Consider the following 18,444-nt stretch of genomic DNA (forward strand, 5'->3'; position numbering starts at 1 on the left):
TCGGCAGTCGCGCGAGTTGAGCCGCGTACCCGCACCGGGCGGCGCTGTACCCGCACCGGACGTGCTCCGTGCGGATGGGGCGGCTGTGGTGGCGACCCGCCCCCCGTACGGGTCGCCGCCACAGCCGTCCGGGACCGGCCCGTCCGGGGTCGGTCCTGCGGGTGCGCCCCGAATCAGCCGGCGCTCATGTCCATGTACATGACCTCCCAGTGGTGGCCGTCCGGGTCCTGGAAGGCGCGGCCGTACATCGCCTCGGCCTCCTGGGTCTCGCCGATCGGCTTGCCGCCGGAATCCAGCGCGATCTCGACGAGCCGGTCGACCTCCTCGCGGCTGTCGGCGCTCAGACAGAGGATCGTCTCGCCGGAGGTGGCGGTGTCGGTGATGTCCTTGGGGGTGAAGGTCCGGTAGAGCGTCTCGGTCAGCAGCATCACGTGGATGGTGTCGCTGATGACGACACAGCCCGCGTTCTCGTCGCTGAAGTCCGGGTTGATGCTGAAGCCGAGCTTCTCGAAGAACTCCTTGGCCACCGGGAGGTCCTTGACGGGGAGGTTGACGAAGATCTTGCGTGCCATGACGTGTTCCGATCCCTGAGCTGTCCGACGCGGTGTGCGGCGGGGCGGTTGTTCTCGGAGGGACAGACGGACGGGGTCGGCGGAACTCATCGCTCCTCCTCCAAGAAATGTCTCGCACCCGGGCGAGAAGGGTCCTGGCAGGCCAACCGCCCTCCAAACGAGGTCAGTTGGCGGCGCCCGGAGGCGGAGGCGGAGGCGGAGGTCGGGGTCGGCGGCCGAGCGAACCGAACCGCACCGCAGTGGCGCCGGGCGCCGCCGGCCGGGCACCATTGGCCCGGGGCCGACCCTTGCCCCGCGTCCGGGTGCGGCGGGCGCAGAAGTGTACGGCCGGCACAGTCGCCGGCCCCGGAGCCGCGCGGTCGCGCGGCGGAGAGCCGCGCACACTCCAGGGCGCGGCGGCCAGAGAGTGGATGGAGCAGATGCGCCCAGACCAGGACCGGACCCCTTCGGGTGCCGCGAGCCCGACAGCGTCCAGCCCGAACGCGACGCCGGGGCACCCCGGGCCGCTTACTCCCGCCGGCGCGGTGCCGCCGACGAGCGGGGAGGACCCTCCGCGTCATGACGGGCAGCTGCAGGTGGCGCTGTCCGCAGCACCCGCGATCGCCATCCTGCGCTCCTCGACCGCCTCGCGCTTCGCCGAGGTGACCCGGACCCTGCACGAAAGCGGTGTGGGAGTCGTCGAGTTGACGCTCACCACGCCCGGTGCGCTGGACGCCCTGCGCGAGATGGCGACGGACGCCCCGGACACCCTCCACCTCGGCATCGGCTCCGTGACGACCGCGGTGGAGGTCGAGCTGTCGGTGGAGGCGGGGGCACGGTACGTCGTCTCACCGGCGGTGGTGCCCGAGGTCGTTGCCGAGGCGCGCAGGCTCGAAGTGGCCGTGTTGCCGGGGGCGTTCACCCCCACCGAGGTGCTGACCGCCTGGCGGCTGGGCGCGAGCATGGTCAAGCTCTTCCCCGCCGGCAGCGGTGGCCCGTCCCATCTGAGCGCGGTACGGGCGCCGCTGCCGCAGGTGCCATTGGTGCCGACCGGTGGAGTGGGGATCGAGGAGGCCGCCGCCTATCTGCGCGCCGGCGCGGTCGCGGTGGGCCTCGGTACGCCGCTCCTCGGCGACGCCTGCGAGGGCGGCGGCCTCGCAGCTCTGCGAGAGCGGGCCGAGCGGCTTCTCGGAGCGCTCGGATGAACGCCGCGCAGCCCGAACTGGTCACGATCGGCGAGGTGATGGGCCTGCTCGGCGCCCGGGGGACGGGACCGTTGCGCGAGGGCAGCACCCTGCGGCTCGGGCTGGCCGGTGCCGAGGCCACCGTCGCGATCGGGGTGACCAGGCTCGGCCACCGTGCGGCGTGGGTGGGGCGGGTCGGTGCGGACGCGGTCGGAACCGTGCTGCTGGACACGTTGCGCGGAGAGGGCGTGGACGTCTCCGCCGCGCGTCTCGACCCGGACCGGCCGACGGGGCTGATGCTGCGCGAAAGCCGTACGGCCGACCGGGTGCGGATCAGCTACTACCGCGAGGGGCTGGCCGGCTCGCGGCTCGGTCCGGACGATGTGGACCCGCGGCTCGTCGGCGGCGCACGCGTGCTGCATCTGACCGGCATCACCCCCGCGCTCGGCGCGAGCGCGCTGGAGGCGGTACGGCTCGCGGCCCGTACCGCCCGGGCCTCCGGCACCCTGGTCTCGTTCGATCTCAACTACCGCTCGCTGCTGTGGTCGCAGGACCGTGCCGCAGAGGTCTTCACCGAGCTGCTGGCCGAGACGGACGTGGTCTTCGCCGGCCTCGAGGAGGCCGCGCTGGTCACCCCGGTCCCCGCGCCCGAACTCCCGGCCGACGCGCCCGAACTCCGGACTTCGGGGGCCTCGGGCCCGGAGCGGGACGGGGCCGGGGACGAGGCGGCGTGCGCCGCGCGGGCGCTCCGGGCGCTCGGACCCGCCGAGGCGGTCGTCAAGCTCGGCCCGGACGGCGCCTGCGTTCTGTCGGCGGACGGTGAGCACCGGCAGCCCGCGCTGCCGGTGACCTCCGTCGACCCGGTCGGCGCGGGCGATGCGTTCGTGGCCGGCTATCTCTCCGCGTTGTTGGACGGCGAGGACGTGCCGGGCCGGTTGCGCCGGGGCGCGGTGTGCGGGGCCTTCTCGGTCAGCTCCGAGGGGGAGTGGCGCGGACTGCCGCGGCACGAGGAGCTTGGGCTCCTGGGCTCCGGGGACATCTCCCGCTGAGCCGCGGCCCTCGTGGGTGAGCCGCGCGTACGAAGGTGTGCGTTCCTCGGCGCCCGCACCTCCGTACGCGCGGCGCGGGTACGAACCGGCCGGTCCGGCCGACCACCGTGCCCGTCCACCCCGAGGCGGTCGGAGCGAGTGAGCCGCCTTCGCCGAGCCTCTCGCCCGCTCCGCGACTTCCGGGACCGGAGTCCCGGTGTCCGTCGCGCGGCCCCGACAACCCCGGCTCGGACCGCCTCAACCTGCCCTCCCCGTACGGGCGTTGCAGCCAACGACCAGAGCCCCGGGCCGCGTGCAGGCCCAACGAGCGCCCGCCGAGCCGTGCCCCGACCCGTGCCCCGACCCGTACGTCCGCCCCACGGTGCGTCGCCCCGGCACGTCGTCCTCACCAGTGCGCCGGCCGCCTCGCCCACCGCTCGGTCCGCTCAGCCGACCCCGTCGCGGGCGCCGCTCGGCCCTGCGGGGCCGGGGCCGGAGCCGGGGCCCGGCTGGACCGGGTCGCCGACCGCGCCCGCCGTCGCCCGACGGACCGCCCGTGCGATCCGCGCCGGGCTGTCGGCGAACTCCCGGGGATCGGCACCGTCCAGCAGGGCAGCGCCGATGTACTCGTTGATCACCCGCAGCGAGGCCGAGGCCGCCGCGGCGTGCAGACGTACCTCCAGATCGTCGGCGGTCGACCGCAGTCGGGTCGCGATGATCTCCGCCATCTCGCGCTCCAGTTGGTCGCACGCCATCAACCAGGCCGTGCGGATGGCCGGTTCGCTGTCGCCGAGGCGGATCATGCGCACGCCCAGGCCGATGTCGGCCGCCGCCGAGGCGTCGGCCTCGCGGGCGAAGCGGCGAGAACGCTCCTCGAAGTGCTCCTCCAGCGAGAGGTGAGCCGGCCATTCGCGCAGCGTGGTCATCTCCCAGTCCACACTCTGCGTCACGATGGGCTCGGCGCAGCTCTCCTTGCTGCGGAAGTGGCGCCAGATCGTCCGGGTGGAGAGGCCGACCGCGTCGGCGATCTGATCGCCGCTGGTGCCGTCCACACCGTGGGCCCAGAACAGGCGCGCGGCCTCGCGGGAGATCTCCAGACGCAGCCGGTGGCGCCGCTGTTCGCTCATGCCACCCCGCCCGCGACCGGGCGACGCCACCCCGGCCATCCGTCGCTCCTCGTCCGCCGCGCTACATCGAGTGCCATAGTGACATTAAGTGACGCCTGCTGCCAGTGTGTTGAGGGGCTGCCCAATCCGGGTCCCCGACGCCTCCGCGGGCGTGCGGCGACGCCTCTTGCCGCGCCCGTGCCCCGTGCCCGAACTGGGGCAACGACCGTCGCGGGTACGCCGGTTCCGTGCCCCGCACAGTACCGTCCGCCGCCTTCGCAGCCCCGGTGATGCTCGCGGGTACGGGCTTTTCGTCATGAGTTGCGCTCAGAACGTGCTCAGCCTCTGCTCAGTGGGGTTCGTGGCGTTCCGGCCTGATCCACGACGGTGCTTGACTGCATCCCGAACCAGGCGAGAGGGGCGGATTCCACTTATGGCTGACCAGCCTTCCGTGAACGTCGGCGGTGTCACGTACCGGGTCACTCCGGAGTACCTGGCCAACGCCGTCACCAGCACGAACGCGACAGCGACCGAGATCTCCGGTCAGCTGGCCGAGTTGAAGACCTACGTGACCAGTCTGGGAGCGAGCTGGCAGGGCATGGCCCACGGCCAGTTCCAGACCCTCATGCAGGAGTACGACATCTACGCGCGGATGCTCCACGACGCGCTGGAGGGCATCTCCAAGGGCCTCCAGGGCACGTACGTGAACTACAAGGAGTCCGAGGAGCGCAACCTCGGCAACCTCACCGCACTGGGTGCGGACGTGCCGAAGCCGCCGTCCACGAACTTCAACTGATCCCACACCGAGCCACCCGCCCCTCGGTCCGCGGATCGGGGCGACTTCGAGGAGCTAGGCATGGCCAACATCGAGGGCACGCAGATCTACGTCGGCGAGGGGCTCGCCGCAGCGGGCACCACGCTGAACACCCGGGCCGGCGAGATCTCCGGCGAACTCCAGGCGCTGAAGTCCAAGTTGGCGCCCCTCTCGGAGGCGTGGCGGGAAAGTGAAGCCGCCACGTACTACCAGGACATGCAGAACAACTGGGACATGGCCGCCAACGGCCTCTTCGGTCCCGACGGCGTGCTCGGGCGCATCGCCCACGCCATGAACGTCAACTGGAACAACTACAGCGAAGCCGAGTGGTCCAACATCTCCACCTGGCGCAGCTGACCCGCAGCGGCCACCGCCGCCGGACAACAAGGAAAACCCGTGCCCGATGAACGCTGCCGGGTCACCGTGGTCGGCGAACGCAGACGTGTGGACCTCGCGCTTCCGGCGCGAGCCCCGATCGCCGAGTACGCACCCAGGCTCGCCACGCTGTGCGGCCAGTCCGAACCCGAGGCCAAACCGCCCGTATGGTCCCTGGCCGAACCGGGGGCGGAGCCGCTGGCGCCAGGCGAATCCCTCGCCGAGGCGGGCATCCTCGACGGTGCCACCCTCTATCTGCACGACCATCGGGCCGGTGAACTCGGCGAGTTGACCGTCACCGACCTGGACGACCAGGTCGCCGACGCCCGCGACGACAAGACGCTGTGGGACGGCCGGCGCCGTGCCCAGAGCGTGCTGGGTGCCGGGCTGCTGGTCATGGTCGTTTCCGCGGCATGGCTCGGCGCGCACCGGCTCGCGGCGCTCGCCGCGGTGCTGTTCGCGCTCGCCGCGCTGACCGTGCCGCTGCTGGCCTGGTACGCCCAGCGCAAGAACTGGCCACTGCCTTCCGCGGTGCGCCAGCTGCTCGCGCTCGCAGCCGGCCCGCTGATGGCCTGTGTCGGACTCTGTTCGCCGATCCAGGGTCCGACCGCCACACCAGTACTGGTCGCGGTCACCGCAGTGGTGGGCGCGCTGCTCGGACTGGTCGCACTGCCCGCCCCGTCCACCGCGGTCCTGCTGGCGCTCACCGCGCTCGCGGCGCTGTTCGTCCTGCCGCTGACCGTGTTCGGCGCGGGAACGACCGGCGCCGCCGCCGTGGTCGCGATGGTGCTCTTCCTGCTCGCCACGCTGCTGCCGCGCGTCACCAGCCAGATCGCGGTGCTGGTGCCCTCCGGACCGGACACCGGGGCGCCGCTGATCGACAACGACGACGTTGCCGCGGTCGTACGCCGGGGCAACGGGCTGCTCACCCTGCTGAGCGTCGTGACCGGTACGGCCCTCGCGGTCTCGCTGGTCGTGCTCTCCTCGTCCCGCGGCGGGGCGGGGCTGGCGCTCGCCGCGGTCGTGAGCATCGGGCTGCTGCTCCAGGCCGGCACTGTACGGGTGCTGACCGCCGTGGTGCCCCAACTGGCTGCCGGTGTGGTGGGTTTGCTGGCGCTGGTGATACGTGTGCCGGAGTACCTCTTCGGCTCGCCGGCCTTCGGGCCGCTTGCCGCCTTCGGGGGCGGCGCGGTGCTGGTCGTCTGCGGGCTGTTCCTGGCCTTCAGCGCGGCGCTGCGCCCGATCGAACCGGAGCGCCCGACCTGGCCCGGCGCGGTCACCACCCTGCTCACGGTGGCGAGTCTGCCGCTGACCGCAGCGGTGTTCGGCCTCTTCGGCTGGCTGGCCAACCTCGGGGGCGGGCTGTGACCGGCGGGCGCCCGCCTGCCGCGGGGGCGTCGGTGCACGCCGTTCCCGCGACGGCGCCTCACGCCGGCCCCGGGGCCCCGGTCCAGGCGGTCCCCGCGACGGCGCCCCGCTTTCCGGGCCGCTGCGGGAAAGCGTGGGAGCGCGGCCGGTGAAGGCGGTCGGACAGCGGGTCGCCCCCGGCAGTTGGGGCGGTCACCGCACAGTGGGCGCGGCGGTCAGGGCCGCCGCGCCCGGCGCCGTCATCACCGTGCAGGCCGGCACCTACACCGAGAGCCTGGTGTTGGACAAGGACGTCACTCTGGTCGCCAAGGGCGAGGTGCGGCTGGTCGCCTCCCGTGGCCCCGCCGTCACCGTGCACGGCGGCCGGGTCGAGCTCCGCGGTTTCCACCTTTCCGCCGGGACCCCCAGGGAGCCCGCGGTGCTGCTGCGCGACGGTGAACCGGCGCTGCACGACTGCGAGATCACCGGAGGCCGCCTGGAGGTCACCGGCGGTGCGGCGCCGCTGCTGCGCGACTGCGCAGTGCGCCGCGCCGAAGGCTTCGCAGTGCGCCTCACCGGCGCCAGCCGCACCACACTGGAGAACCTGACCGTCTCGGACTGCACCGGGGACGGCGTCTTCGTCGAGGACGAGGCGCGGGTCGAACTGACCGAAGGGCTGGTCGACGGCGCCACCGGCTGCGGTGTGCGCGCCACAGCCGGTGCGCACACCACCCTCACCCGCTGCGAGATACGCGCCAGCGGGACCGTCGCCGTACTGGTGGAGGACCACGCCACCGCCAACCTCCGCGACTGCCGACTGCACGGATCCGGCGGGCCCGGCCTGTGGACCCGTGGCCGGGCGGGACGCCTGCCCGGCGGCGACGAGCACCGCGAGCAGGCCGGGCAGGCGGCACTGCAGGCCGCGTCCGCGTCCAGAACGGGCGGTTCGGGCTCCGCCTCCGCCCGGGCGGAGCAGGGCGTACGGCTGCGCAACTGCGAGATCCTGCGCACCACCGGCGCCGGAGCGCTGGTCGACGGGACCAGCGCGGTGCTGCTGGACGGCTGCCACATCCACCACACCGAGGGCGCCGCGGTACTGGCCACCGCGCAGGCAACCGCCGAACTGGTCTCGGTGCGGGCCGTGGACTGCCAGGACACCGCACTGGTCGTGAGCGAGACCGCGCGCGTCACCGCGACCGGCTGCACCTTCGCCCGCACCGGCGCCAACGGCCTGTACGCGGTGGGGGAGTCGGAGGTCTCGCTCACCGACTGCACCGTCCGGGAGAGCACCTACACCGCCGTCCACCTCGGTGGTGCGGCCCGCACTCGGCTGCGCGACTGCACTGTCGGCGCGACTCCCGAACACGGCGTACGTGTCACCGGCCGGGCCGCGCTGCTGGCCGAGCGCTGCGAGGTGAGCGACGCGGAGCTGAGCGGCGTCTGTGTGGAGGACGGCGACGCCGAACTGCGCGACTGCCGTGTCCGCGGCGGACGCGAAGGCGTACGGCTGCGCACCGACCACCGCCCGCTGCTGACGGAGTGCGAGATCACCGGCAGCACCGACAGCGGGGTACGGGTGGGCCGTGCCACCGGAGCGCTGCTGGAGGACCTGACCATCGCACCCGGCAGCGGCTCGGGGCTGCTGCTGGAGGAGGACAGCACCCCGGTCGTCGAGGGCGGAACCATCCGCGGCGCGGGCGGCAGCGGTGTCGTCGTGCGCGCGGGGGCGCGTCCGCGTGTGCGCGGGCTGACGATCGCCAACGCCGCGAAGAACGCGCTCTTCGTCGAGGAGGGCGGCGAAGGCCGGTACGAGGACTGCCTCTTCACCGGCAGCCGCTTCCCGGCCGTCTACGCGGGCGCACGCGCCAGACTGCTGCTGCGCCGGTGCGCCGTCGAGGGCTCCGAGTCCGATCTGCTGAGCGACGACGAGGCGGAGATCCGAGCGGAGGACTGCCGGGTCGAGGGCGTTGCCGAGCCCCGGCTGACCGTCGTCCGCGACGGTGCGGCAACCGGCGGGGTCACCGTGGTCGCCGTCCCGGGACGCACCGGCGGCGGCGACGCGGACGCGAAGTCCTCGGAGACCGACGACCGGAACTCCGAGGAGGAGGAGAGCGCGGAGGCCAGACTTGCTGTGCTGCACCGCGAACTCGACCGCCTGGTCGGCCTGGACGGCGTCAAGCGGGATGTGGTGACGCTGACCAATCTGATGCAGATGGTCAAGGTCCGCGAGACCGCCGGGCTCGCACCGCCGCCGCTCTCCAGGCACCTGGTCTTCGCGGGCAACCCCGGCACCGGCAAGACCACCGTGGCCCGCCTCTACGGCGGGTTCCTCGCCGCGCTCGGCCTGTTGGAGCGCGGGCACCTGGTGGAGGCCGACCGCGGCCAGCTGGTCGGCGAGTACGTCGGCCACACCGCGCCCCGCACCGCCGCCGTCTTCCGGCGCGCACTCGGCGGCGTGCTCTTCATCGACGAGGCGTACTCCCTGGTGCCGCAGGGGCAGATGACCGATTTCGGCGCCGAGGCCGTGTCGACGCTGGTCAAGCTGATGGAGGACCACCGGGACGAGGTGGTGGTCATCGTGGCCGGCTACCCGGGCGACATGGACCGGCTGCTGGAGTCCAACGCCGGACTTGCCTCACGGTTCACCCGCACCCTGCACTTCGACGACTACACCTCGCCCGAGCTGGTGCGCATCGTCGAGCACCAGGCGGCCGACCACCAGTACACGCTCGCGCCGGAGACCGCCGCGGCGCTGCACGACCACTTCGAGGCAATCCCCAGGGGCGACCAGTTCGGCAACGGGCGCAGCGCGCGGCAGGTCTTCCAGCGGATGACCGAGCGGCACGCGCAGCGGGTGTCGGAGCTGGACCTCGCCGCGCTCGACCTCGCCGACGCGGACGCGGCGGTGCTCACCACCCTGCTGCCCGACGACCTGCCGTCGGGAGGGGTGCGGTGAGCCCCCGCGAACGCCGCGGGTGGTCGGGAGGAACGCACGGCCCTGCGGAGCACTCTGAGTATCCGGAGCCCTCTGAGCTTCCGCAGCACACGGCAGGCAGAGCACAACCGATGGACGAGAGGCGGGTGTTGGGCTGATGGCGCAGGAAGTGTCGATCGAGGAGTGGCGTGCCCACCTGGCGGACCTGAAGTCCGCGACCGAGGTGGTCCGCAAGCAGTCCAAGTCGATCTCCGAGACGATGGCGTCGATCGACAGCAAGATGAACGAGATCGCCGACGACTGGTCGAGCCCGGCGCACGGCAGTTTCGACGATGTGAAGAAGTGGTTCCACACCGTCGAGCACGAGTTGGAGACGCTGCTGGACGACATCGTCAACCGGATGGACACCAGCCACCGCAACTACCTCGACGCGGAGAGCACCAACCTGAACAACCTGGGCGACGGGAACCCCACGGGTGTCTGACGCGCCCTCACGCCGCCCGGCGCCGCATGCCGCACGCCCCGCCCCGGGCGCCGCCGGCCGCCGTCCCGGGCCGGGCCGCGCTGCCCCGGGGCCGGCCCGCCGCATGCCGAACTCCGGCCGCCGGTACCGGAGTTCCCGCGCCGCCGTGCGACCCCCGTACACACCCGCGCCGGGCCCGTACGTCGCCCTTCCGGCCGCGCGCCGCACCGCGCCGGCCGCGTACGCCCCCGCGCCGGCCGCGTACGTCGTCCGGTCGAACTCCCGCCGGGATGCTCCCCGTTGGGCCCGCGCACGCCTCGCGTGCTCCGGGCCGGCGGCCGGCCGCGGCCCGGAGCACGCGAGGCGGTGCGCCCGCTCAGGTGGTGGGCGGCGGGTCGGGGAAGTGCGACTGGCGGTCGGCCTGCGCGTAGACCTGGCCGGAGTGGTTGAGCCGGGCTATGTACTCGCCCAGCTTGTTCAGCGAGCTGGCGACCTGGAGCAGGGCGCGCTCCTGCGCGGGGTTCATCTCGGCGCCGAAGGCCTCACCGGCCTCGGCGAAGGGGTTCTTGGTCTCCTTGTCGGCCGAGGGGTTGTAGCCCGCCGACAGGCTGGTGTGGCCGCTGCCCCCGTCGCCCTTGGACGTGGCGCCCTGCCCGAAGACGGTGTCCTTGACGGAGGCGACCAGCGCACGCACCTCCTCGTACTTGTCGACGGCGCCGTTGGCCTCGGCGAGTATCGACGTCTCGGCGGTGCGCAGGGTCGAGAGGTCCATCTTGAAGTCGGCGGAGGGGTCGCTGTTCTCGTCCTGGTCGCCGTCACCGGAGTCCTCGGAGAGGTCCGAGGGGTCGTCGTTGAACGACGGCAGCTCGTCCCAGGCGACCTCGGTCTCCGGGACCATGTACGCCAGGTCCCGGCCGTTGTCCTCGGTCGTCTCCTCCTCGCCCTCCCCCTCCTCGGGCTCCGCCAACGGTGTTTCGTCGTACTCGGACTCGATCGGCTCGGTCACGGCGTCTCCCTGGTCTCTCGCGCGGCTCCTCGGGCGGCGCTCGGTGGCGGCGGCACCCGGTCTGCGGGCTGCCGGCGGACAGCCCCGAGGAACCCGCGCCAGGTTTATCACTTGTATGGCTATTTGTCAGCGTGCGGGTGGCGTCGGGCAGTTGACGACCCGCAGCTCTGGGCGCCGTCCACCAGCACTTCAGCGAGCGAAGAGACCGAAGCGAACGAAGCGACCGTCAGAGACCGAAGGAGAGGCACCGCATGAGTGACAGCGAGACCGACTACAACACCTCCACCATCAACGTCTCTCCCATCGGCATGAGCGCCACCGCCAAGACCCTGAACACCCTGTCCCAGAACGTCGCGGACAGCCTCGGCACCATCAACACCGAGCTGAGCGCACTGCGGGTGGCCTGGCAGGGGCAGGCGGCGACGGACGCCGAAGCGGTCAACAAGCAGTGGATGCACGTCATGACCCGGCTGTTCGGCACCGAGGACGAGCCGGGCAAGGGCGTCCTGTCCGCTCTCTCCGGCGGCCTCGACCGGGCAGCCGCCAACTTCAGCAAGGCCGAGAGGGGAGTGACCTCCATCTTCACGGACTTCCACGACGGCCTCCAGCCGGAGGAGGACGGCGACGGCGGGTCGAAGGAGGAGTACCCGACCGACAAGCCCGAGAACGAGACGAACACCAACAACACCGCCGTCACCCTGACCTTCCCGAAGTGACGTCCCCGGTGGGCCGCTCACCCGGCCCGCCGCCGCGCGCAGCCGCGGCCGAGCACTCCCGCACCGCAGCACCTCCGCAGCACGTGCCCCAGCACCCCCGACCGTCCCGCTAGGCAGCCACCGTGAGTCGAATACCCTTCCACCGCCCCGTCCGTATGACGCCCCCGCCGACGCCGGAGGGCGGCACCAAACTCGCAGGTGCGCCCCAGCGCCCGCAGCCGCAGGGCGCGGCGACCTGGCTGATGATCCTGCTTCCGCTGCTCTCCAGCGTGAGCATGGCCGCGTACATGGTGGCCTTCGGCCGGCCGTGGATGATCCTGCTGGGCATCGCCTTCGTCGTGGTGTCCGTCGGTATCACCATCGGCGTGCGCATGCAGATGCGCGGCAGCCGCCGACGCAACCAGTTCCGCCAGCGCGAGCGGTACATGGAGTACCTCGCCGGAATCCGCAAGCAGGCCCTGCGGACCAAGGCCGCCCAGCGCACCGCCGACGCCTGGCGCCATCCGCACCCCGAGCGGCTGTGGGCCGTCGCCTCGCGCCGACGCCGCATCTGGGAACGACGCCCGGGCGACAGCGACTTCCTCCATCTGCGGCTGGGCACCGGCACCGCGCCGCTCTCCCACACCCTCACCACCTCCGAGCCGAGCGACCCGACGGTCGAGATCGACATCTCCTGCGAGCACGCCGCCGCCGAACTGGTCCGCACCCACAGCACCGTCGACGGCCAGGCGGCCTGGCTGGACATGAGCGGCTCCGGCGTGGTGAGCCTGCTCGGTCCGCGTGCGCGCACCCGTGAACTGGCCCAGAACCTGCTGGTGCAACTCGCCGTGCTGCACGCCCCCGACGACGTACGCGTCGCGGTGGTCACCGGCGGCCACTCGGGCTGGGACTGGGCGAAGTGGCTGCCGCACACCCAGCAGCCCGACAGCGACGAGGAACGTCGCGAGCAGGAGATCGTCCCGCTGCTCGCCGACGACTTCACCGGGATAAGGGACCATCTCCAGACCGCCTACGACCAGGCCGCCGCCGCTCGCGCCGAGCGTTCCAGCCGGCTGATCGTGCACCGCGACAGTGCCCCGCGCCGCCGCCTGGTGGTCTTCCTCGACGAGTACGACCCCAAGGCACACTGGGCCCGCTCCTCGCTGCTGGCCGACCTCATCACCGAAGCGGGCCCCGACCTCGGCGTCCACGTGGTCTGCCTGGTCGAGGAGGAGGGCTCGGAGCCCGGCCGTGTGGACGTGCGCGCGCGTACGGACGCGCGCGGCGCGCTGCTCCTGGAGGGACGCTCCTCCCAGCTGTACGCCACCGTGGACAAGGCCACCGTGGACACCGTCGCGCCCGGGGTGCTGGCGGCCACCGCCCGTTCGCTGGCGCCGCTGAGGCTGTCCGGAGAACGCGAGCAGGTCCTCTCCGAGCACGTCTCGCTCTCCGGCATGCTCGGCTTCTCCGACATCGCCGCCTTCGACCCGGCCGCGGGCCGGCGCGCTCCGGACGACCGGAAGCTGCTCAGCGTCCCGATCGGGGTCACCGGCACCGGCGAGCCGCTGAACATCGACCTCAAGGAGTCGGCACAGGGCGGCATCGGGCCGCACGGACTGGTCGTGGGCGCCACCGGATCCGGCAAGAGCGAACTGCTGCGCACCCTGGTCACCGGCCTGGCGCTGGTGCACGCACCCGAGCATCTGGCCTTCGTGCTCGTCGACTTCAAGGGCGGCGCCACCTTCGCGGGCGTCACCGAACTGCCGCACGTCTCCGGCCTGATCACCAACCTCGCCGACGACACGGCCCTGGTCGACCGGATGCGCAAGGCGCTCCAGGGCGAACAGCAGCGGCGCCAGCAGATGCTGCGCCAGGCCGGCAACGTCGACTCGGTGCGCGAGTACCAGGTGCGCCACGCCTCCGGTGCCACCGATGTCGACGGCAAACCGCTGGAACCGCTGCCCTACCTCCTGATCATCGTCGACGAGTTCGGCGAACTCCTCTCCCAGCAGCCGGACTTCATCGACCTGTTCGTCCAGATCGGCCGGGTCGGCCGGTCCCTCGGCATGCATCTGCTGCTGTCGACGCAGCGGTTGGAGGAGGGCCGGCTGCGCGGACTGGAGTCGCACCTGTCCTACCGGATGTGTCTGCGCACCTTCAGCGCCGCGGAGTCCCGCGCCGTCATCGGCACCTCCGATGCCTACACGCTCCCCGCACTGCCCGGCTCCGCGTACCTCAAGGTCGACGAGTCGATCTACGAGCGCTTCCGTGTCGCGCACGTCTCCGCGTCCTATCGCGACCAGGAGGCCGAGGCCGCCCCGGGAGCGGCCCTGCCGGTGGCGTACGAGGTGTACGGCGACCTGCCGCCGATCGTCGCCGACGAGGAGGAGACACCGGGCTGGGAGTGGGACCCCGAGGGCGGCGCCACCGAACTGCAGATCGCCGTCGACCGTCTGGTCAACGAGGACGCGCCCGGCCACCAGGTGTGGCTGCCGCCGCTGCCCGCGCACGTGCCCCTCGACCCGCTGCTCGGCGACGCCGAGCCCGACCCGGAGCTCGGGCTGCGCTGTCCCCAGTGGCCGTACGCCGGGCGGCTGAAGTTCCCCGTCGGCGTACTGGACGTACCCGCGCGACAGGAGCAGCGTCCGCTGGTCATGGACCTGGAGGGACGGCAGGGCCACCTCGCCCTGGTCGGTGCGCCGCAGAGCGGCAAGTCGACCTTCCTGCGGACCGCGTTGCTCAGCGCCATGCTCACCCACACCCCCGACGAGCTGCAGTTCTACGCCATCGACATGGGCGGCGGCGGCCTGCACGGACTCGCCGACGCCCCGCACATGGCCGGAGTGGCCGGCCGCCGGGACGAGGAGCGCATCCGGCGCACGCTCGCCGAGGTGAGCCGGCTGGTCACCGCCCGCGAGCAGATGTTCCACGATCTGCGCATCCAGTCCGCTGTGGAGCTGCGCGAGCGCCGCGCAGCGGGCGAACTGCCCGAGGGCGTACGGTCCGCCGACATCGTGCTGGTGGTCGACAACTGGGCCGCCCTGCACGCCGCCGACGAGGACGCCGTGGTCACCCTGACCGAGATCGCCGCCCGCGGCCTGGGCGTCGGCGTCCACCTGTGGCTGACCGCCAACCGCTGGGCGGAGATCCGCGTCAGCCTGCGCGACAACATCCCGGGCCGGATGGAGATGCGGCTCAACGATCCGACCGAGTCCGAGATCAGCCGGCCGACCGCCAGGGCGCTGGGCCGGGGCGTACCGGGACGCGGACTGGTCTCCGCCGGACTGATCCACCAGATCGCGCTGCCCCGCCTGGACGGAGTGGACTCCACGGACGAACTCGCTGCCGCCGAACGGCGTTTGGTCGCCCGGCTCGCGGAGAGCTGGTCGAAGGCCGCCGCTCCGGCACTGCGCGTACTGCCGGACCGGATCACCGTCCGGGAGCTGACTGCCATCGGAGCCCCCGACCCCGCGGAGCGCTGGGAGGGGCACGGTCGCGGCCTGGGCGACGGCGAGGTGGCCGTCGGTCTGCGCGAGTCCGATCTGCGTCCGGTCGGTCTCGATCTGACGGACGGCTCCTCGCACTTCGTCATCTTCGGCGACTCGGGGGCGGGCAAGACCACCTTCCTGCGGAACTGGATGCGCGGTCTCGCCGCCCAGCGCAGCGCGCGCGAACTGCGCTTCATGGTGGTCGACTACCGGCACAGCCTCCTGGACACGGTGCCCGAGGAGTACCTCGGCGCACGCGGCGGCAACGCCGAGCTCGTCGCCGCCCAGGCGCAGGCGCTCGCCGAGACCCTCCGCGGCCGGATGCCCCCGGCCGACGTCACCGCGGCCCAACTCGCCGCGCGCGACTGGTGGGAGGGACCGGAGCTGTACGTGGTCGCCGACGACTACGACCTCGCCGGCGGGAGCATGGGCAGCGGCCCGCTGGCGCCGCTGGCCCAGTTCGTGCCGCAGGCCGAGGAGTTGGGCTTCCACCTCGTGCTGGCGCGGCGGGTCGGCGGCGCAGCCCGCTCGCTGCTCTCCGACCCCGTGATGAGCAAGCTCAAGGAGGTCGGGACCGACGGGCTGCTGCTCTCCGGAGACCACCGCGAGGGTGTGCTCATCGGCGAACAGCGCGCCAGGCGCACCCGGCCCGGCCGCGGCACGCTGGTGCGCCGCAGTCAGGAACCGGTGCTCATGCAGGTCGCGGTGGACGAGCAGAGCGAGCAGGGGGAGCAGCGGAAGAAGGGTGCCCGCGGCGACGGTTCCGCGGGTGCGTCCCCGCCCGCAGCCGAACTGAGCAGCTGAGGCGTCGCAGCCGGTTCCCCGGGGGGCGACCTCGACCTGCGGGGGACCACCACCGCCCGCGCTGCCGGGTGAGCCCGCACCGGCCACCCGGGCCCGCACAGCACCACCGCTGAGCACGGCCCGCACAGCACCACCCGCACCACAGCACCACTCACACGGCAACACCCGCAGCGCAACAGGCAGTACGCCCAGGGAGAGCGGTACCCACCATGGCAGCAGACGCGGACTCCGTACTCGACACGATCAAGCTCGACGAGATGTACGCCCTGGGCAACGCCTGGATCAGTCTCGGGGACGAGCTGCACGAGCGTCGGGTCGCCGTGGACGGCCACGTCGAGAGCCTCGGCATGACCGGCTCGGCCGGCAACGCCGCGAGGCTCGCCTGGACCGGGGCGCTGGCCGGCAACATCGACGCCGCCGCCGAGACCGCGTGGACCGTCGGCCAGACGATCCACCGCTACGCAGACCAGCTGAAGGAGGCCGCCGACGAGTACGCGAAGAAGCTGAACGCGGCCATGTGGGCGGACATCCTGGGCGCCATCCTCAGCGCCATCTTCTTCTACCTCGGCCCGATGATCGGCAACCTGCTGTCGCTGGTCACCAGGATCATCGCCACGCTGCTCCCGGTGATCGCGAGGGTCGCCTCCGCGATGGGCCCGATCACCACCACCATCGCCGGGATGAGCGGCGGCGCGGTGATCGGCGCGGCCGCCGGCATCGGCGGCAACATCGGGCTGGGCGCGATCGGTTCGGGCATCGCCGGCACCGATTACCAGGTCGACTGGGAGTCCGTGGCCTGGAGCGCGGGCATCGGCGGATTCGTCGGCGGCATCGCGGGCGGCCTCTACTCCAGCCCGCCCGCGATGCCGCCGACGAATCCGCCGATGCCCGCGCTCCAGGCCACGGACTCCCAGTCGACCTGGTAATCGGTGCCGGCGATGCCCGAACCGATCGCGCCCAGCCCGATGTTGCCGCCGATGCCGGCGGCCGCGCCGATCACCGCGCCGCCGCTCATCCCGGCGATGGTTGTGGTGATCGGCGCGGCCGCCGGCATCGGCGGCAACGTCTCCGCGCACGACTCGCGCGCCACCAGCAGCGGGCCCGCGGGCGGCGAGCGCGGGGGAGACATCGGCGCTCCGCAGAGCGGCCGTCCGGGCAACTCCCAGGCAGCGCCGCCGCCGGCCCCGATGCCCGCACCGGGCCGAGGGCCCGGCCAGGGCACCCCCACGCCGGTCGCCGCCAGGCCCGACGGGGGAGGCACACCTGCGGGCGGCGTTCCCGCGGGCGGCAACGGCCGCCCCGGCGGCGGGTTGGGGCCGGACTCCGTCTCGCGCCCCGGCAACGGCGGCGGCGTCACGCCCGGCCCCGGTTCGCGCCCGGGCCCCGACGGAGTGGCGCCCGGCCCGGTCTCGCGCCCCGGCTCCGACGGGGCTGCGCCCGGTCCGGGTTCGCGTTCGGGTTCTGACGGAGTGACACCCGGTCCGGTGTCGCGCCCTGGTTCGGACGGTGTCCCGCCGGGTACGGGCGGGCGCCCGGGTCCGACGCCCACCGGACGCGGCCACGACTACCCGGCCACCCACGACAACCGCTCCTCCGGCGGCTCGGACTCCATGCCCGGACCCGGCCGACGGCTGGGCGGTTCGCAGGAGAACCCGTACGGCACTCCGGTCGGCCCGCCGAGCCGGGACGGCGAGTCGCGGGGCGGCGGGGGTTCGGATCCGATGGGGGGTCCGGGTCGTCGGTTGGGTGGTTCGCAGGAGAATCCGTACGGTACGCCGACGCCGGGGGCGCCGGATCGTGGTGGTGATTCGAGGAGTGGTGGTTCGGGGGGTTCGGATCCGATGGCGGGTCCGGGGCGCCGGTTGGGCGGACCGCAGGACAACCCGCACGGCACACCGGTCCCCGCGCCGCCGACCCGTGACGGCGGTGCGAAGCAGGGCGGCTCCCTCGGTTCGGACCCCTTCCAGAACGAGGGCAGGCGGCTCGGCGGAGATCAGAAGGACCCGTACGGCACCACCGGTCCGCGCCCGGAGCGCGGCCCGAACCGTACGGGCGACGGCCAGGGTGCGCCCCCTGCCCGCCCCTCCGGCCCCGGTCACGACCGGCCCGCGACGATGGGCGACCTGAAGGACGGCAACTCCACCGGAGGACCGGGCGGCGGCGGTTCGGACCGTCCCGGCGGCGGACTCCGCTCCAACCAGGGCGACGGCACCACCACTTACGTGGAGACGCCGACGTCGGACGGTGGCCGCGGTCCCGGCGGACGCCCCGACGGTCATGCGGGCACGGACACCAACAGGCCGTCCGCGCCCGGTGGTTCACCGCACGGCCAGGGCGGATCGGAGCACCGCGCACCCGACCCCGGCAGCAGCACCGCCGCACCGCCCGGCACCGGGCCGTCGAAGAACCCGCCGCCCGCCCCGGGCAGGCCGCCGCAGACCAAGGCCCCGGCCGCGCCCCCGGCTTCGGGTCCGGACGAGTCGCGCGGCGGCGGAGGCACGACGCAGCCCACCAGGGACACCACCAGCGGCCCGGACCGGGCCCACGACAGCACGCAGGGACGCGGCGGCGACCGACAGACGTCCAGTGGAGAGAACCTGCCGAACACGGGCGGCACCAGGCCCGAGGGGTCGGCCACACCCGTGGTC

Annotated in this window: 14 protein-coding genes; 10 read left to right on the plus strand and 4 right to left on the minus strand. The window is 73.1% G+C overall.

Going from position 1 to position 18,444, the window contains the following annotated elements; translation table 11 throughout:
* Nucleotides 1–173: 173 nt before the first annotated feature.
* Entirely contained in the window at nt 174–572 is a 399-nt protein-coding gene (locus JGS22_RS22950; RefSeq protein WP_211039540.1) for a VOC family protein, read from the minus strand.
* A gap of 575 nt (nt 573–1,147) precedes the next feature.
* On the opposite strand from JGS22_RS22950, the gene JGS22_RS22955 reads away from it, so the two are divergent.
* Nucleotides 1,148–1,756 carry a bifunctional 4-hydroxy-2-oxoglutarate aldolase/2-dehydro-3-deoxy-phosphogluconate aldolase gene (locus tag JGS22_RS22955; protein WP_308405859.1) on the plus strand — a complete coding sequence of 203 codons (609 nt, stop codon included), beginning with the start codon at nt 1,148–1,150 and terminating at the stop codon, nt 1,754–1,756.
* Nucleotides 1,753–2,784 (plus strand): sugar kinase, encoded by a 1,032-nt coding sequence (locus JGS22_RS22960; RefSeq protein ID WP_211039542.1) that lies wholly within the window; start codon nt 1,753–1,755, stop codon nt 2,782–2,784. The genes JGS22_RS22955 and JGS22_RS22960 overlap by 4 nt, the downstream gene beginning before the upstream one ends.
* A 425-nt stretch (nt 2,785–3,209) precedes the next feature.
* On the opposite strand, the gene JGS22_RS22965 is transcribed toward JGS22_RS22960, so the two are convergent.
* Nucleotides 3,210–3,890, minus strand: coding sequence for a TetR/AcrR family transcriptional regulator (locus JGS22_RS22965; RefSeq protein WP_211039543.1), 681 nt, complete (start codon nt 3,888–3,890; stop codon nt 3,210–3,212).
* 412 nt (nt 3,891–4,302) lie between these two features.
* Between JGS22_RS22965 and JGS22_RS22970 the strand changes: the two genes are divergently transcribed.
* From JGS22_RS22970 to JGS22_RS22990, 5 genes are all read left to right on the plus strand, one after another.
* Nucleotides 4,303–4,665, plus strand: a complete 363-nt coding sequence (locus tag JGS22_RS22970) for a WXG100 family type VII secretion target (protein WP_211039544.1) — start codon at nt 4,303–4,305, stop codon at nt 4,663–4,665.
* A 60-nt stretch (nt 4,666–4,725) separates the two neighbouring features.
* Entirely contained in the window at nt 4,726–5,040 is a 315-nt protein-coding gene (locus tag JGS22_RS22975) for a WXG100 family type VII secretion target (protein WP_211039545.1), read from the plus strand.
* A gap of 39 nt (nt 5,041–5,079) precedes the next feature.
* Complete coding sequence (eccD, locus tag JGS22_RS22980; protein WP_211039546.1) at nt 5,080–6,426, plus strand: type VII secretion integral membrane protein EccD; 1,347 nt, start codon at nt 5,080–5,082, stop codon at nt 6,424–6,426.
* Nucleotides 6,427–6,574: 148 nt separating this feature from the next.
* Nucleotides 6,575–9,361 (plus strand): right-handed parallel beta-helix repeat-containing protein, encoded by a 2,787-nt coding sequence (locus JGS22_RS22985; RefSeq protein ID WP_211039547.1) that lies wholly within the window; start codon nt 6,575–6,577, stop codon nt 9,359–9,361.
* 136 nt (nt 9,362–9,497) lie between these two features.
* Entirely contained in the window at nt 9,498–9,824 is a 327-nt protein-coding gene (locus JGS22_RS22990; protein ID WP_211039548.1) for a WXG100 family type VII secretion target, read from the plus strand.
* Between the two features lie 355 nt (nt 9,825–10,179).
* On the opposite strand, the gene JGS22_RS22995 is transcribed toward JGS22_RS22990, so the two are convergent.
* The gene (locus tag JGS22_RS22995; protein WP_211039549.1) at nt 10,180–10,809 is read right to left on the minus strand and encodes a hypothetical protein; all 630 of its coding nucleotides are present in this window, start codon (nt 10,807–10,809) and stop codon (nt 10,180–10,182) included.
* Between the two features lie 251 nt (nt 10,810–11,060).
* Between JGS22_RS22995 and JGS22_RS23000 the strand changes: the two genes are divergently transcribed.
* From JGS22_RS23000 to JGS22_RS23010, 3 genes are all read left to right on the plus strand, one after another.
* Nucleotides 11,061–11,525: a WXG100 family type VII secretion target gene (locus JGS22_RS23000; RefSeq protein ID WP_211039550.1), complete on the plus strand. Its 465-nt coding sequence runs from the start codon at nt 11,061–11,063 to the stop codon at nt 11,523–11,525.
* Between the two features lie 122 nt (nt 11,526–11,647).
* Nucleotides 11,648–15,796, plus strand: a complete 4,149-nt coding sequence (eccCa, locus tag JGS22_RS23005) for a type VII secretion protein EccCa (protein ID WP_211039551.1) — start codon at nt 11,648–11,650, stop codon at nt 15,794–15,796.
* A 209-nt stretch (nt 15,797–16,005) separates the two neighbouring features.
* The gene (locus tag JGS22_RS23010; RefSeq protein ID WP_216815125.1) at nt 16,006–16,722 is read left to right on the plus strand and encodes a hypothetical protein; all 717 of its coding nucleotides are present in this window, start codon (nt 16,006–16,008) and stop codon (nt 16,720–16,722) included.
* On the opposite strand, the gene JGS22_RS23015 is transcribed toward JGS22_RS23010, so the two are convergent.
* Nucleotides 16,641–16,925, minus strand: a complete 285-nt coding sequence (locus JGS22_RS23015; RefSeq protein WP_216815126.1) for a hypothetical protein — start codon at nt 16,923–16,925, stop codon at nt 16,641–16,643. The genes JGS22_RS23010 and JGS22_RS23015 overlap by 82 nt on opposite strands.
* Between the last annotated feature and the right edge of the window lie 1,519 nt (nt 16,926–18,444).

Origin of the sequence: Streptomyces tardus (genome assembly GCF_018101125.2) — a bacterium.
GTDB classification, from domain to species: Bacteria; Actinomycetota; Actinomycetes; order Streptomycetales; family Streptomycetaceae; genus Streptomyces; species Streptomyces tardus.